Source organism: uncultured Roseovarius sp. (assembly GCF_947259555.1).
In the GTDB taxonomy this organism is placed as follows: domain Bacteria; phylum Pseudomonadota; class Alphaproteobacteria; order Rhodobacterales; family Rhodobacteraceae; genus Roseovarius.
This window is the reverse complement of the sequence record NZ_CAMYMD010000083.1, coordinates 24,420-38,204: the sequence shown is the minus strand read 5'-3', so window position 1 is coordinate 38,204 and position 13,785 is coordinate 24,420. Positions and strand designations below refer to the sequence as shown.

The 13,785-nt window shown below is 63.0% G+C and carries 11 protein-coding genes; all 11 read left to right on the top strand.

Annotated elements, in window-relative coordinates; all coding sequences use genetic code 11:
* The gene (locus Q0X85_RS13455) at positions 1-2,868 is read left to right on the top strand and encodes a phage tail length tape measure family protein (RefSeq protein WP_297772669.1); all 2,868 of its coding nucleotides are present in this window, start codon (positions 1-3) and stop codon (positions 2,866-2,868) included.
* Positions 2,868-3,530, top strand: a complete 663-nt coding sequence (locus Q0X85_RS13450) for a hypothetical protein (protein WP_297772667.1) — start codon at positions 2,868-2,870, stop codon at positions 3,528-3,530. Before Q0X85_RS13455 ends, Q0X85_RS13450 begins: the two co-directional genes overlap by 1 nt.
* Positions 3,531-3,533: 3 nt before the next feature.
* Positions 3,534-3,920, top strand: coding sequence for a hypothetical protein (locus Q0X85_RS13445; RefSeq protein ID WP_297772664.1), 387 nt, complete (start codon positions 3,534-3,536; stop codon positions 3,918-3,920).
* A gap of 63 nt (positions 3,921-3,983) precedes the next feature.
* Complete coding sequence (locus tag Q0X85_RS13440; protein WP_297772662.1) at positions 3,984-4,190, top strand: hypothetical protein; 207 nt, start codon at positions 3,984-3,986, stop codon at positions 4,188-4,190.
* The gene (locus Q0X85_RS13435; RefSeq protein WP_297772660.1) at positions 4,187-4,588 is read left to right on the top strand and encodes a hypothetical protein; all 402 of its coding nucleotides are present in this window, start codon (positions 4,187-4,189) and stop codon (positions 4,586-4,588) included. Before Q0X85_RS13440 ends, Q0X85_RS13435 begins: the two co-directional genes overlap by 4 nt.
* Positions 4,589-4,713: 125 nt before the next feature.
* Entirely contained in the window at positions 4,714-8,697 is a 3,984-nt protein-coding gene (locus Q0X85_RS13430) for a hypothetical protein (protein ID WP_297772657.1), read from the top strand.
* Positions 8,697-8,885, top strand: coding sequence for a tail fiber assembly protein (locus tag Q0X85_RS13425; protein WP_297772655.1), 189 nt, complete (start codon positions 8,697-8,699; stop codon positions 8,883-8,885). The genes Q0X85_RS13430 and Q0X85_RS13425 overlap by 1 nt, the downstream gene beginning before the upstream one ends.
* A gap of 10 nt (positions 8,886-8,895) precedes the next feature.
* The gene (locus tag Q0X85_RS13420; protein ID WP_297772652.1) at positions 8,896-11,898 is read left to right on the top strand and encodes a ubiquitin-activating E1 FCCH domain-containing protein; all 3,003 of its coding nucleotides are present in this window, start codon (positions 8,896-8,898) and stop codon (positions 11,896-11,898) included.
* 77 nt (positions 11,899-11,975) lie between these two features.
* Entirely contained in the window at positions 11,976-13,097 is a 1,122-nt protein-coding gene (locus Q0X85_RS13415) for a hypothetical protein (protein WP_297772649.1), read from the top strand.
* 10 nt (positions 13,098-13,107) lie between these two features.
* Positions 13,108-13,431 (top strand): hypothetical protein, encoded by a 324-nt coding sequence (locus Q0X85_RS13410; protein ID WP_297772646.1) that lies wholly within the window; start codon positions 13,108-13,110, stop codon positions 13,429-13,431.
* Complete coding sequence (locus Q0X85_RS13405; protein WP_297772644.1) at positions 13,418-13,783, top strand: hypothetical protein; 366 nt, start codon at positions 13,418-13,420, stop codon at positions 13,781-13,783. Before Q0X85_RS13410 ends, Q0X85_RS13405 begins: the two co-directional genes overlap by 14 nt.
* Positions 13,784-13,785 lie beyond the last annotated feature (2 nt).

Below are 13,785 nucleotides of genomic sequence, written 5' to 3'. Positions count from 1 at the left end.
ATGACATTCCGCGTCCAGGGCGAGATCCTCATGGATGCCGAGCAGGCCAAGGCGCAGCTTAAGGCCACCGGCACGGCGGCGAAGGCCACGTCGCGCGATCTCAGGACGCTTGGCGCGGCAGGCACTGATATCGAGCGCAGCATGGGCTTGGTAACGCGCGGCCTGAATTCCGCAGAGGACAGTGCCCAGGCGATGTCGGCCGAGATGGATCAGCTGCGGGCGCGGTTCGATCCGATGTTCGCCCTGTCGCAACGCTACGAGGCCGAGCTCTCGGAGCTGAACCGCGCGCACCGTCTGGGGGCGCTGACCGCAGGCCAGTACGACACCGCCCTCGACCGGCTCAACAACGATTTCGCGCGGCATGCGACGGGTGCCCAGGGGATGGCGACCGCGAACCGGGCCGCGGCCGCCTCCAACCGGGCCGTGGCCGCCTCCAACCGGTTGGCGGCGGGCTCGATGGGCAATCTTGTCGCCCAGGGCAACGACGTCATCACCATGTTGGCAGCCGGGCAGAACCCGCTGCAACTGGCCCTGCAACAGGGTACGCAGATCACCCAGGAGATCGGCCCGCTCGGGGCAGCGGGGGCGTTCCGGGCGTTGGGCGGCGCGATCCTGTCGATGCTGAGCCCGATCAACCTGATCACCATCGGCGCGATCGCGGCCACGGCGGCGGTGGTGAACTGGTTCAACTCCGGCACCGATGAGGCCCAGAGCTTTGCCGAGGGCGTCGACGAACTTGGCAACAGCGTCGACAGTCTGCGAGAGCGGATCGAGGATGCTTCGCGCACGCGGGTGGAACTGGCCGAGGAGTTTGGCGACAGCTTTGTTGACCGCGCGCAGGACCTCCTCGACCGGATCGTCGAGGCCGAGCAGCGGTTCGCAGGGCGTCAGGCCACGGCGACGATCACCAGTTTTCTCGATGAGACCGACGTCGACCTTCAATCTGTCATAGCGGCGCGCAACCCTGCCCTGCCATCCTCGGCAATGGATGCCGGCTTTGCGGATAATGCCCGCGATCAGCTTGCGCGCCAATTCGAGCTTGCGGAGGGGTTGTTCGGACGGTTTACGGGACAAAACCGGCAGCTCGTGCAAGAGGTGCTCAACGATCTCGCAGACCTGAGCCTTGCCGCCGAGGGCACGCTGGAAGAACAGCAGGCGGCGCTGGCGGCGCTGATCCAAAGCTACGATCGCGCCGCCGTCGCCTCGGGCCGCCGGAGCCCGGCCGAGGACGAGAACCTCAGGCTCCTTCAGGAGCAGGAACTGGAGCTCGCCCGCGTCATCGAGCTGCAAAAGCAAGACCCGGCCGAGAACCGACGCACCGAGGAGATGCTGAGCTTTCTCGCCACCGTGACCGAGAGCACCGAAGAGCAGCTGCGCGCGAATGCCGCCATGCGGGACATGCTGGCGACGCAGCAAGAGCAGAACGCGATCGCCCAGGCCATCGCGCGCCATGGCGCCGACAGCGCCGAGGTGACGCGGCTGCGCGCGCAATTCGCACGCGACGCCAAGCTCGAGGAGATCGAGGCCAGCGAAGCGTCGGAGGAGCTCAAGAAAAAGGCGCGCGAGGCCGCGCAAGCCTTTTTCGAGATCTCGACGACGGATCTGACAGGTCCGATCAGCGCCGCCGCCGACGAGGCCGCGCGGCTCTCTGCCGAGGTGCGTGGCGCGGTGGGCGCGCTGATAGAGCTGCAGAACTCGGACGAGTTCAACCTCGCCCGCGCGCGGATCAATGCCGAGTTCCGGGACGATCCGATTGCCCGTGCCGGAGAACTCCGGGCCCTCGAATTCGATCGGGACGCGGCCCCGATACGTGAAGGCGGCTTTGAAAATCCTGGCGAAGAAGTATTTCTCAACAGTCAGCGTCAGGCCGCCATCGAGCGTGCCCGGGAGATCGCGCGCCTCAACCAGCAGTCCCGGCCCACCCGGTCAGGCCGTGGCGGCACGCGCCGCAGCTCGGCTGACGCGGTGGACCGCGAGCGCCAGAACATCGACCGGCTGATCGCCACCAAGCAGCGAGAAATCGAGGCCCTGCGCGAAAGCGACCCGGTTCAGCGCGAGATGATCCGCCTGCGCGAACAACTGACCGCCGCGACGCCAAAACAGCGTGAGGAAATCGAGGCAACCATCGAGGCGCATGAGGCAGAGCGTGCCGCGATGGAGCGCAAGGCGGAGTTCGAGGACACCCTTAACGACGTCCTGCTCGACGCGCGGAGCCTGCGCGACATCTGGGACGGGATCGGCGACGCGGTCATCCGCGCCGCCAAGGAAGCGCTGCTTCTCGGTCAAGGCCCCCTCGCCGGCCTGTTCGGAGGCGGTGGCAGCGGTGGCGGTACCGGGCTCCTCGGCGGCCTGTTTGGCGGGATCGGAGACGTGACAGAGCTGTTCTCGGGCGGCTCGCTGCTGAGCTTTGCGGATGGGGGTTTGCCCGCTGCCCGGCTGCTCGCGCTGGCCGGGGGTGGTGATCCGCGTGAGAGCCGTCCCGGCATCGTGCTGGGGTCGGGCACTGCGCGCTCCGACAGCATCCTGGCAAAGATCGGCGCCGGGGAATTCATCATGACGGGCGAGGCGACGGCCCGGAACCGGCCGGTGCTCGAGGCAATGAATGCCGGCGCCGTCATTCCGGGCTTCGCCGGGGGCGGGTTGCCATTACCGCGTCAATCGTTCGACGCGCGGCCCGGCGCTGGCCCGCGCGGTGGCGGCCGGGACGGCGGCATGACGCGCCTTCGGGTCGAGCCAAGCGACCTCTTTCGCATCGTGGCCGAGGAAACGGCGCGCGACGTTGCCCTCGACGTCGTTGACAATTTCGCGACCCAGCAATTGCCGCAGCGGGTCGAGAGCATCAACCGTGATCCAAGGGGCCGTGGCTGATGGCACCGCAAGTCTGGCCCATACCGCCCGAGGGCTTCATCGACCTGCTGGGCTTTGAGACCGCCACCTTCGGGCTGCCCGCAGACCTGTCTCCGTCGATCACCGGCGGTGGCGACGTGATCGCACATCGCAGGGGCTCACGCCTGTGGCAGGGCGAGGTGACGCTGGGCCGCTCGGAGCACGCCGATATCGCCGCGCAGAGCGCGCTCATCGAACATCTGCTGGAGCCCGGAGCCTCCTTCATGGTCTATGACCGGCGATTGCCCCCGCCGCAGGATCCTGCGCACCCCACCCAGATCGACTGGGACACCCAGCCCGTCACCATCAAGAGCCTGATCCCGGGCAACCGGGAACTGAGCCTGCGCGGCCTGCCTGCGAACTTCACACTTCGGCGCGGCCAATTGCTGGGATGGCAGTATCTCACCGACCCGGTACGCTATGCGCTCCACCGGATCGTCGATGCGACCGTCACGTCCAACGGCGTCGGCGAAACGGCGCGTTTTGAGGTGACACCCTTCATCCGGCCCGGCGTGGCGCTCGAAACCCCCGTCATACTCGCCTGGCCCACCTGCAAGGCCAAGATGCTGAGCTGGAAGCCCGGGCCCGGCCGCTCGAGCGTCAGCCAGGGCGGCAGTTTCACCTGGCAACAGACATTGAGGTGAGCCATGGCCTTTGACACCGAGCAGCTTGACCAGTTCGCCGAACGCCGTGGCACCGACGGGCAGATCCTCCTGCTGATCGAGCCCCGCAACCGCGAAACCGGCGAGATCGTTCCAATGGGGCTCTGGACCGGTGACGATCACCAGACCTTCACCGTGGACGGCGTGGAGCACTTTTTTCTGGGCGCCGGTGCGGTCATTGAGGTACCGCCAATTCGTGCCGGCATCGGCCTCGAAGTGCGCCGGCATCGCGTCGTTCTCCCGCCGCTCCTCGACGAGGTGAAACTCGCGTTGCAGATCTATCAGGCGGCGCAAGCCCGCGTGCGGGTCTGGTCGCAGCCGATGGATATCAATTCCGGCGCGCCGTTATCGGATCCGCGCCGCATCATCTAGGGACGGCTGGAGCGGGCACCCGAGACGCTTGGCAAGATCGGCGATCAGTCACGTACCGAGCTGGTGATCTCGTCGGCCACGCGCGCGCTGACCTTCAAGCAACCGCTTTTGAAATCCGACGCCGCGCTGCGCCTGCGCGACCCGAATGACCGCGCGCGCGAATACGCCGATGCCATCGGCGACCGCGCCATCCCCTGGGGGCAGGCGTCGGTGGTCACAGAGCCGCCTCCGCCACCACCACGGCTTTCCCCCGAGGAGCGCGGTAAATGACGGACCGGGCCCAGATACTTCGCGCCTTTCTCGAGGCGCGACGCGGGCGACGCTTCCGGCCCGGCGGCAGTGACTGTGCCATGTTTGTGGCCGACTGGATCGTGGCCTGTGGCCATGACGACCCCGGAGCCTCATGGCGCGGGCGCTACGCCACGCTCGATGAGGGGCGCGCCGCGCTATCCCGGGATGGCTTTGCCGTGCCCTCCGACGTCCTGCGCCCCTATCTGCTGGAGGGCGCGGGCTGGATGCAGGCCCGCACCGGGGACGTCGTCACCGTGAACGAGAACGGATGGGAAGCGTTTGGGATCGTCGGCGGTGGGCATATCCATGCCCTGCAAATGCCGCACGGAATTACCGCCGTGCCGCTTGATCGCGCAATACGGGTCTACCGTCCATGACGCTACTGGCCTGGATAGCATTTCTCGTGGTCGCATCCGCGGGCCCGGCGGCGGCCGACCCGCTCACGGGAATTGTAACGGCTATCTTTACAGCCGTTAAAGGGTCTGCGCTGCTCGGAACTCTCTTGAAGGGTTTTGCGGCCATTGGCCTCAACCTCATCCAGCAGCGCCGCTTGCGAAAGGGCCGCAACACGTCCGCCGGGCTTCAGGTCACGGTTACGACGCGCGGGGCGATCGAGAGCGAAACGGCGATCATCGGCGTCTATGCCACCAAGGGCCATCTGATCTATCACAACAGCCATGGTAAGAATAACCGCTACTACCAGACGGTCATAGAGGTGAGCGGCCTGCCCGGCGTGACGCTGAGCCGCCTGATGATCGACGGGGCCTATACCGAGCTTGGCGACGAAGAGCATCCCGACTATGGCCTGCCGATCATCGCCAAGCGCGATCTTGGCAAGGATCATGCCTGGATCAGGTTCTATGACGGCACGCAAACCGCCGCCGACCCGACGCTCGTCGCCAAGTATTCAGAGGACCCCGTAACCCCCTGGACCGAGGCGCATGTGAACACCGGCGTGGCCTACGCGGTCATAACCAATCTTGTGAGCGCCAAGGTCTTTCCCAACGGCGCCCCCGAGCTCCGGTTCGAGATCTCCGGTATTCCATTCTACGACCCGCGCGAAGACAGCACGGTCGGCGGTGACGGCCCCCAGAGATGGTCCGACCCGGCGACCTGGAAACAGACCCGCAACCCCATCGTCATATCGTATAACATTGTACGCGGCATCGCACTGCCGGACGGCTCGACCTGGGGGGGCGACGCGGAGGCCGAAGATGTCCCTCTGGCGTCGTGGGTGGCCGGGATGGAGACCTGCGACATCGACGTTAGCGGGCGCAGGCAATATCAGTGCGGCTTCGAGATACATTTTGCCGAGGATGAACCGTTTGACGTGCTCGAAGAGCTCATGGCCGCGTGCAACGGCCAGATCGCCGAGTTCGGCGGGTTCTTTTACGTTCAGGTCGGGGCGCCGGATTTCGCGGTGGCGCAGATCACCGATGACGATCTTCTGGTCACGGACGACGCAACAAAAGACCCGTTTCCTGAGCTCATGGAGATCTACAACAGGGTCTCGGCCACCTTTGTCTCGCCCGGTGCCTTGTGGAACGGCAAGCCGATCGACCTGATCCGAAATGCGGACTGGGAGGAGGACGACGGCACGCAGCGCACGTTCGAGCTCGAACTGCCGGCGGTTTTCTCACCTGCGCAAGCGGGACAATTGGCGGAGGACGTGCTGAGAGATCAGCGCCGCTGGCGACAGCACGCCTGGCCGCTGCCCCCTGACTATGCCAATCTCCGACCGCTCAACACTGTCTCCGTGACCAGCGCGTGGAACGACTACGCCGACAAGCTCTTCGAGGTCGCCGAAATCGCCCTCGATCCGCATAGGTTCGTGACCGTCGCCACCCTGCGCGAGCGCGATCCGGATGATTTTGTCATCAATCCCGATCTCGAGATCCCGGACCGCACCTCGATCCTGCCCGTGCCAATACCGACCGATGCGGGCCTTCCCGGCTTCACGACCGCCGCCACCGTGGTCTCCAACGAAGACGACACGATCCGTCGGCCCGCCGTCGCGGTATTCTGGGATGCCAGCGAGATTGCCGAAACCATCAAGGGCATCGCCATCGAATGCCAGCTGCGCGCCAGCGAGGAAGAGGTCTGGAGCGGCACGGTGCTTGATGTGGAACGCGGCTCGATGATCATCCGCCCGGTCTCGCCCGCGACCAACCTGCGCGTGCGCGCCAAGCCACTGGCCGACAACCGGCGCGGCCAGTGGACCGCCTGGGTGTTCGTGACAACGGGCGACGTGCGTCTCACTCAGGCCGATCTGTCGGATGCGCTGCGCGATGAGATCACCACGGCGTTCGATCGGCATGATGCGGTGTTGGGCGACGCGCAAATGCCACAGTCTGTCGCGGACCTTCTGTCCGAGATCGAGCAGAACATCGCGCCAATCAATATAAACGTGCCACCTCGCGAGACGCTGTTCGAGCGGCTGGTTTTTGAGCTACCGCAGATACGTGATGTGTCTGAGGCAGTGCGCAACATTGAGGACCGTCTGGTCGAGTTGGATATAGACCAGTTTGGCCTGTCGCGTCGCATGACGGACGCTGGCATTTACATTGATCCCGAGACTGGGTCAGTGCGCATCGCGGGCGTCGAGGCAACGCGAGATCGCCAGTCTTTGGTCGAGGCCAGTTTTGACGCCCTCGCGGCTACGGTCACCTTGAAGGCCAGTCGTTCCGAAGTGAACGACGCGATCGCCGCTGCGCAACTCGATGACGCCGACCTGGCCTCTTTGACAGACTTGCAGTTGCGGGTCTCTGATGTCGAAGTCGACCTGGACGCTGCAGAGGGTGCTCTTACGCTGTTGTCGGAAACGCTGACGGTTGACGAGGGCCTTGTCACGATGACCGAGGTGACGGGGCGTCTGGACAGCGTTGAGGGTGATCTCTCATTCACGGTCAACCAGAGCGAGTTCAATGATGCCGAGGCCCGGTTGTCCGATGCGGAAGTGCAGCTCGATACCCTGGACGGGTCTGGCATCACATTTGCGGTGTCTGACCAGCGGTTATTGCGTGATGAGCTAAAAACCGCAGATGATGCGGTTGCGGAGGGCATGCTGCGGTCCTGGCTGGATGGCCGGGCGGTGCGCGAGGCGGCGGCCTCTGGTCGGCGCGAGCTGAATGCCACGGTATCAGAGGGGCTGCAGGCCGAAGCGAGCGAGCGTTTGACGCTGGCCGCACAAGTGGATGCGGCGCAGGCTCAAATTGTGTCTGAGCAGATCGCCCGGGCCGATGCGGACGCGGCGTTTACCAGTGCGATCGCGACCGAGGCATCGCGGATCGACGACAACGCAGCTGCAATCACCTCGGAAGCGACAACGCGCGCCACTGCTGATGATGCCTTATCCAGCCGGATCGTCTCGGTCGAGGCCGCGGCGGACGATAACGCGGCCGCGATCACGTCAGAGGCCACCGCCCGCGCCGGTGCCGACAACGCCCTGGCCGGATCTCTTGATGTGCTCTCCGCGCAAGTTGGCGACAACGACGCGGCGATCGCGGCAGAGCAAACAGCCCGAGCAGACGGCGACAGCGCCCTGGCCGGATCTCTTGATGCGCTCTCCGCGCAAGTTGGTGACAACGACGCGGCGATCGCGGCAGAGCAAACAGCCCGAGCAGACGGCGACAGCGCCGAGGCATCGGCTCGGCAGCAGCTGGGCGCGACGCTGACTAGCGATATTGGTGCTGTGGCTACGCGGGTCACTAATGTCGAAGCTACCCGTGTCACCGCGTCGGGCGCGGTCGCGGCGGTCAATCAGGAGATCAGCGCGAGTTACGGTGATCTCGAAGCGATGGCCACGGCAACCTCGTTTGCCGAGGCGACGGCTGACGGAATATCATCTGGGTATGTCTGGCGTCTGAATGGCCAGAACGTACTGGAGGCGGTGAGTGTCGCGGACGGCGTAGACGCTGGGCCGACCAGCACGTTTCGGATCGCGGCGGATTATGTGCAGATCACCGGGGTCGCGCAGATAAACACAGCAGTGCTTGATGACCTTTTTGCGGACACGATTGTTGTGGGCCGCTTGACCGTGACCGAGCAGATTATCGGGTTGAACGCGACCGGCGAGATCAGCAACTCACGCCGAAGCACGGATAGCGGTGCCCTCGGCACGGCCTACAGCACGGTGCTCACACACATAGCCAATCACCAAAGCCGGTCAGTGGATAAAAACATGGTCCTGTTCCTGCGAATGCAGGTCGAGGGCAGTAACGCGGCGGCGGCGAACGTCCTGGAGTACCGCATCCTGCGCGACGGCGTGCCGATGCTTGGTGTGCCATCTCTCAAGCGGGAAATTCGGCCGGGCGAGGTCATCCAGGAATTTTTCGGGATCAAGCAGCGCACGACCTCCGGCGCCACGTCAACCACATACACGCTGCAGGCGCGGGTGGCGACAAACGGCTCGGGCATCGTCGCCGTCACCGTCAACGTGGGTACCGAGATGTGGACCGAGGAAAAATCAATCGCAGGGTTAGTCTGATGGAGGAGATACGCCGTATTCGAAATCAGCTTTTGGCGTCCTGCGACTGGACACAATTGCCCGATGTCCAGATGGGCGCCACCGCGCGGGCGGAATGGGTCGCGTACCGGCAGGCGCTGCGCGACGTGACCGAGGACGTGACGCACTCTTCCGAAATCGTATGGCCGAACAGGCCGGACAGTAACTGAAAGGGCAGCCGTGGGGATCTGGTATCGAGCGGGGACAATCAGTGTCACCAACGGCACTGCCGACCTGACGGGCTCTGGCACGGCGTGGGTGGCCAATGTCAGCCCCGGCATGATGGTGGTCTACAATCGTGAGATCATTGGCGAGGTGCAGGCGGTCAACAGCGACACCTCGATTACGCTCGCCATCGCCTATGCAGGCATGACAATCAGCGGCGGCGAATATGCAATAGCCAATCTCGGCGGGGTACGCACCGGGCTGACTGCGGCCGTGCAAAAGGCGCTCGATGCGCTCAACGACGCACAAGACCGCACCATTCAAAAGTATAACTCGCGGGCCGATTACATCGCGGCGGGCGTCACGCCGGTTACCGGTGAGACATACATGATCGACGGTCTGACGTACAAAGGGCTGACAGGTGCCACGGCAATCGGCGACCTGCCGGGCCTTGTGCCGCTCGGCCCGATTTACGACGATCATTTCGGGACTGCAGGTAATCTGACCTGGGAGGATAACGGCGAGGGGCCGGAGCGCCTTACGGGCTCAGACGACAGCGCCAGGATCCGCGCTGCCCTGGACTATGCAGTGTCCGTCGGGCTCGGCATCGTGCACTGCCGTTCAGACCTGTATTTGACCGGCGAGATTTCCTTCCCGGACGGCGCTGCCCTCGTCTGGACAACGAATTTTGCAAACACCGTCTGGCTTGATTTCGGAGAGCGCGAAAGCGGTTTTGAGCTTGTGAACCGGAACAAGCTGACGGGCGTCAATATCATCATGCAGCACAACACAGCGGGCAAGGAGGCCAACCGAGGGGACGAAGGCAACGCCATTCGGATCGGCGGGGAGTTCTTTTCAAACAGCCCGCAAACGACAAAAACCGGCTTTTACATCGATGTAAAAATCACGCTCGCTGCCGACGTACCAGGGCAGAACAGCTATCCGTCGCCCGAGGTTTCCGCCATCCACAACATCGACGGGGCCTTCATCCGGCTCGGGTCGTACACTACGTCTAACGTCCGATCCTCTTATAAGTACCTGTCTCACTGGTCAGGATATAACGGCACTGGCAATTCGCAGCTCGAGCCCACCGGCACGTACCACGCGCGCAATGTGACGCTGCGCTGGAACGGCACGATTTCGGGCTGCGTTCGGGTGGTTGGGTTATCCGCGGTGGCTATGCACGATATAAGGGGCTTTACCTGCGACGGCGTGCGCATGCCGGTGCTGATCCTCGCGGGGGACAACACAGACAAATTCACCGTGGCCGATCAGGTTGGGTTGCCGGGCAAAGGTATTCGTTTTGGCTTTATCCATGCGCGAAACTGCGAAACGCTATGGGGTGAGGAATGTATCCTTGTCACGTCTCAGGGGACGTCGAAGTGGGACGAGTACGACGGCACCAGTATTAAAAAGGTTGATCAGCTGGCCCTCGATGTAAAATTTGACGGCGCTTGGATCGGTATCAGCGAGAAGCGGCCGGCGATCACCGGGGTCACGAATGCAAATCCGGCGGTTGTCACCGCCCCTGGTCACGGGTTCTCGAACGACGAGCGCATTTCGATTGATGATGTGGTGGGTATGCTCGATCTGAATGGCAACAGTTATGTTGTACGGAACGTCACCTCGAGCACATTTGAGCTGCTAAACACCGACAGCACAAATTTTGGGGTTTATACGAGCGGTGGCATCGCGGGCTACGGTATCAGAAGCACGGCCATCCGGGGTTTCGGGATCCACGGAAATTGTGACTTCGGGACAGTATGGGAAACCGGTGCGGATCAGTCGAGTTTGGAAATCGAATTTGGCAACGGTCAGGTGTCCTTCAATCTCATGTCAGGCACGGCTGAGCTGCGCGTCGAAAACCGTCGCAACACGACCATACTTGGTAGCGCTGTTGATTATGGGGAGGACTTTCAGACCGACTATTGTGTGCGGATCACCGGAACGACCTACACTAGCACCCTTGGGTCGGCGGCGACAAAGGGCGACACGACAATCACCCTGGCAAGCGGGTTCTCTGAGAATGTCTCCAAAGGGGACAAGATACTTGTGGGGGTGCAGCCGGTCACCGCGACAGAGTTCATTAAAAAGGGCGTTACGGAATTACAGGTGACGCCGCTCTTGGCAGATGTCGCATCAGGCACGGTCACGCTGGACCTTCGTACGACCGTAGACCGCTTCGTTGCGAGTTTCCACGGCTCTGAAAAGGGATCCCTGCTCGACTATGCCGACGTGGATCATGCGGATTACACCAACGTCGCAGTCACAGGCCGGAACCTGGGTGTATTGGAGAATACCGCCAGCGTCATGCTTGAGGGGACCATACCCGCTGTGTCCTCGGAAATCCCGACGACGGGGGATTACGCGTTTGTCCTCAACCCGGGCTGCGTCGCGAGCCTTTTGCCGCGCACGCGGGTGCCCCACAACTCTGCTACCACCGCAACATTCCAGCTGCAGAGGGGGGGCACTGGGGGACCTTGGGCACAGCTCATAGCGAGTGGCGCAATCATTCAGAACGTCTCGAACCTGTATTCTGCGTCTGACCCCATCCGGCAGGTCAAGCTGCAGGATTGTACTAATTTTGATGGCGATGAGGTTGACTCCCCTCATCATGCCGCCCCCTGGTCACCGCTGATCGAACGCAGCACGTCGGGTGGAACAGGCATCACCACTACCATCGATTACGCGTACTATTTGGTGATGGGGCCGTTCATTGAAGTGGACTTTAAGCTGACGATAACCACGTGGCCATCCACAACCGGAGCGGAGCACGTGCTGCTTAAAGGCTTTCCTGCGGACATGTTTCCTACGCAAGTCGTCACTGGCTCCCTTGCCGTAGACAATGGTGATGGCGCGCTCTCCGTACCGGGCAATGACTTATATCTGCGCACAAACGCAGCTGAGAGCGAAGCCTGGATATTCCGACAGGCCTCAAGTGGGGTCGCTACCGTAAAGGATGACGAGATCCTGGATGAAAACATTCTGTGGGGTAATCTGCGATATCGTTGGCGGTGATCTATCGCGCCAGCCCGCAATGGGCTGCGCAACGTGAAAAAGGGCCGACAGGCCAGACCTGAAATGAGAGGGATACAATGGGACTTTGGTATCGAACGGGCACGATCAGTGTCACCAACGGCACTGCCGACCTGACGGGCTCTGGCACGGCATGGGTGGCCAATGCCGCGCCCGGTATGATGGTGGTGCACGACCGTGAGATCATTGGCGAAGTGCAGGCGGTGAACAGCAACACTTCGATCACGCTCGCGAGCGCCTATGTGGGCACGACGATCAGCGATGCCGAATACGCAATCGCCAACCTCGGTGCGGTGCGTGACGGGCTGATCGAGGCGGTGCAGGAGGTAGTGACAGTACTCGGCGCGGCACAGGACGGCGCGCTGGCGGGTCGGTTTGACGACGGTACCCTGTCCGAACCGGGGCTGGCCTTTGCCGATGATATCGACACCGGATTTTACCGGCCCGGTGCCAACAGGATCGCGGCGACCAAGGTGCTTGAGGCCCCGTCATTCGGCGGCGCCGGGGTGCAGTCGAGCAACGGAGATCTGGCGGTCGGCCGGGTCATGCTGACAGGTGCAGGGGGCATCCTTGGTGCCGCGCCGCGCCAGCATGACGCCGGGTGGAGCGACTTCGATGACCTGGTAGAGGGCGGGATCTGGACCCTTGGTCTGACCGACCTCGCCAACGGGCCGCTCGGCGCGGCGGCAACCGCCTATAATGGCACCTGCATGGTCTTGCGGCGGACGTTTTCCACTGGCGAAAGCATCACCCAGATCGTCAGTCAGGGCGGAGAGCTTTACTGGCGCTCCGGCAGTTTTGATCCGATGAGCTGGCGCCCGTGGAGGTTGGTCTACAACTCGGAGAACTTCGGGGAATTTGGCTCAACGCCAAACGGCTGGTATCAGCGACTGCCAAACGGGTTGCAGGTCTGTGGCTCTCCAGATTTCGACAGCGTCGATGTCACCACGGCGACGGGCTCGCTCTATCGAAATGCGACCCCGATTGTCTGGAACCTGCCTGCGTCATTCACCGGCGGGAACGACACGATGTCCGGAGGATTGACATCACTGGCCAACTCGCAAACACACTTCGGCACAATCCGAGTAACCGGTGGCTCGACTGCAGAGATTACCGTGTTTGCTCCGGCGTCTGTCACGGGCCGATCGGTGCGAGCCCACATGGTTGGCCTCTGGGAATAGGAACACTCTCATGAACATCAATTTGATACCAACTCGCCACAACACGCGGCTCACGCTGACCCGCTCTGGCGACGTCCTCACGATCAACGGCGCGGATTATGACTTTGCGCCTCTACCCGAGGGGGCAACCCTGCCTCCGGAGGCCGTGGATAGCGAGTTTATCACCGGTCCCGTCGAGCGGATCGGGGGCGTTTTGCATTTTCACGGGGTACTGTTGCCGTTTGGCGCGAATACCCCTCACGAGACGCGATCCGCCGACGCAATCACACTCACCGAGGATGGTCCGGTGAGCCTGCCGCCCTATGACATGGAGACCGACAATGCCGCTGATTGATTTCACGCAAATTATCACACCCGAGCATAGGGCCGCACAGGCAAGCGCCAAGCGCGCGGCAATGATCAAGGCTGAGTGTCGCGACCGCATTCTCTCGGTCGGGTCCGAGACCACGCAAATGAACATCGCGCAGGCAGGCATTGTGTTCACGGCGGCCATGCTCGATGGCGCGGCACGCGCGGACGCGCTTACGGTGTCGGGTCTGCGCGACGGTGATTTGATGCTGGCCCAGGCGTGGAAGGGGTGGGTCGCTGCGATGCAGGCCGAATGCCGGGATGCCATCGAGACCGGCGACAATCCGGTCTGGCCGGATGTGCCCGCCGGGGTGACCGACCTGGCGGCACGGTTTTAACG

Bases quoted from the DNA above. Each gene is read 5' to 3' on its own strand.
- Q0X85_RS13445 (WP_297772664.1), top strand. From the start codon at position 3,534: ATGGCCTTTGACACCGAGCAGCTTGACCAGTTCGCCGAACGCCGTGGC.
- Q0X85_RS13415 (WP_297772649.1), top strand. From the start codon at position 11,976: ATGGGACTTTGGTATCGAACGGGCACGATCAGTGTCACCAACGGCACT.
- Q0X85_RS13410 (WP_297772646.1), top strand. From the start codon at position 13,108: ATGAACATCAATTTGATACCAACTCGCCACAACACGCGGCTCACGCTG.
- Q0X85_RS13455 (WP_297772669.1), top strand. From the start codon at position 1: ATGACATTCCGCGTCCAGGGCGAGATCCTCATGGATGCCGAGCAGGCC.
- Q0X85_RS13425 (WP_297772655.1), top strand. From the start codon at position 8,697: ATGGAGGAGATACGCCGTATTCGAAATCAGCTTTTGGCGTCCTGCGAC.
- Q0X85_RS13435 (WP_297772660.1), top strand. From the start codon at position 4,187: ATGACGGACCGGGCCCAGATACTTCGCGCCTTTCTCGAGGCGCGACGC.
- Q0X85_RS13405 (WP_297772644.1), top strand. From the start codon at position 13,418: ATGCCGCTGATTGATTTCACGCAAATTATCACACCCGAGCATAGGGCC.
- Q0X85_RS13450 (WP_297772667.1), top strand. From the start codon at position 2,868: ATGGCACCGCAAGTCTGGCCCATACCGCCCGAGGGCTTCATCGACCTG.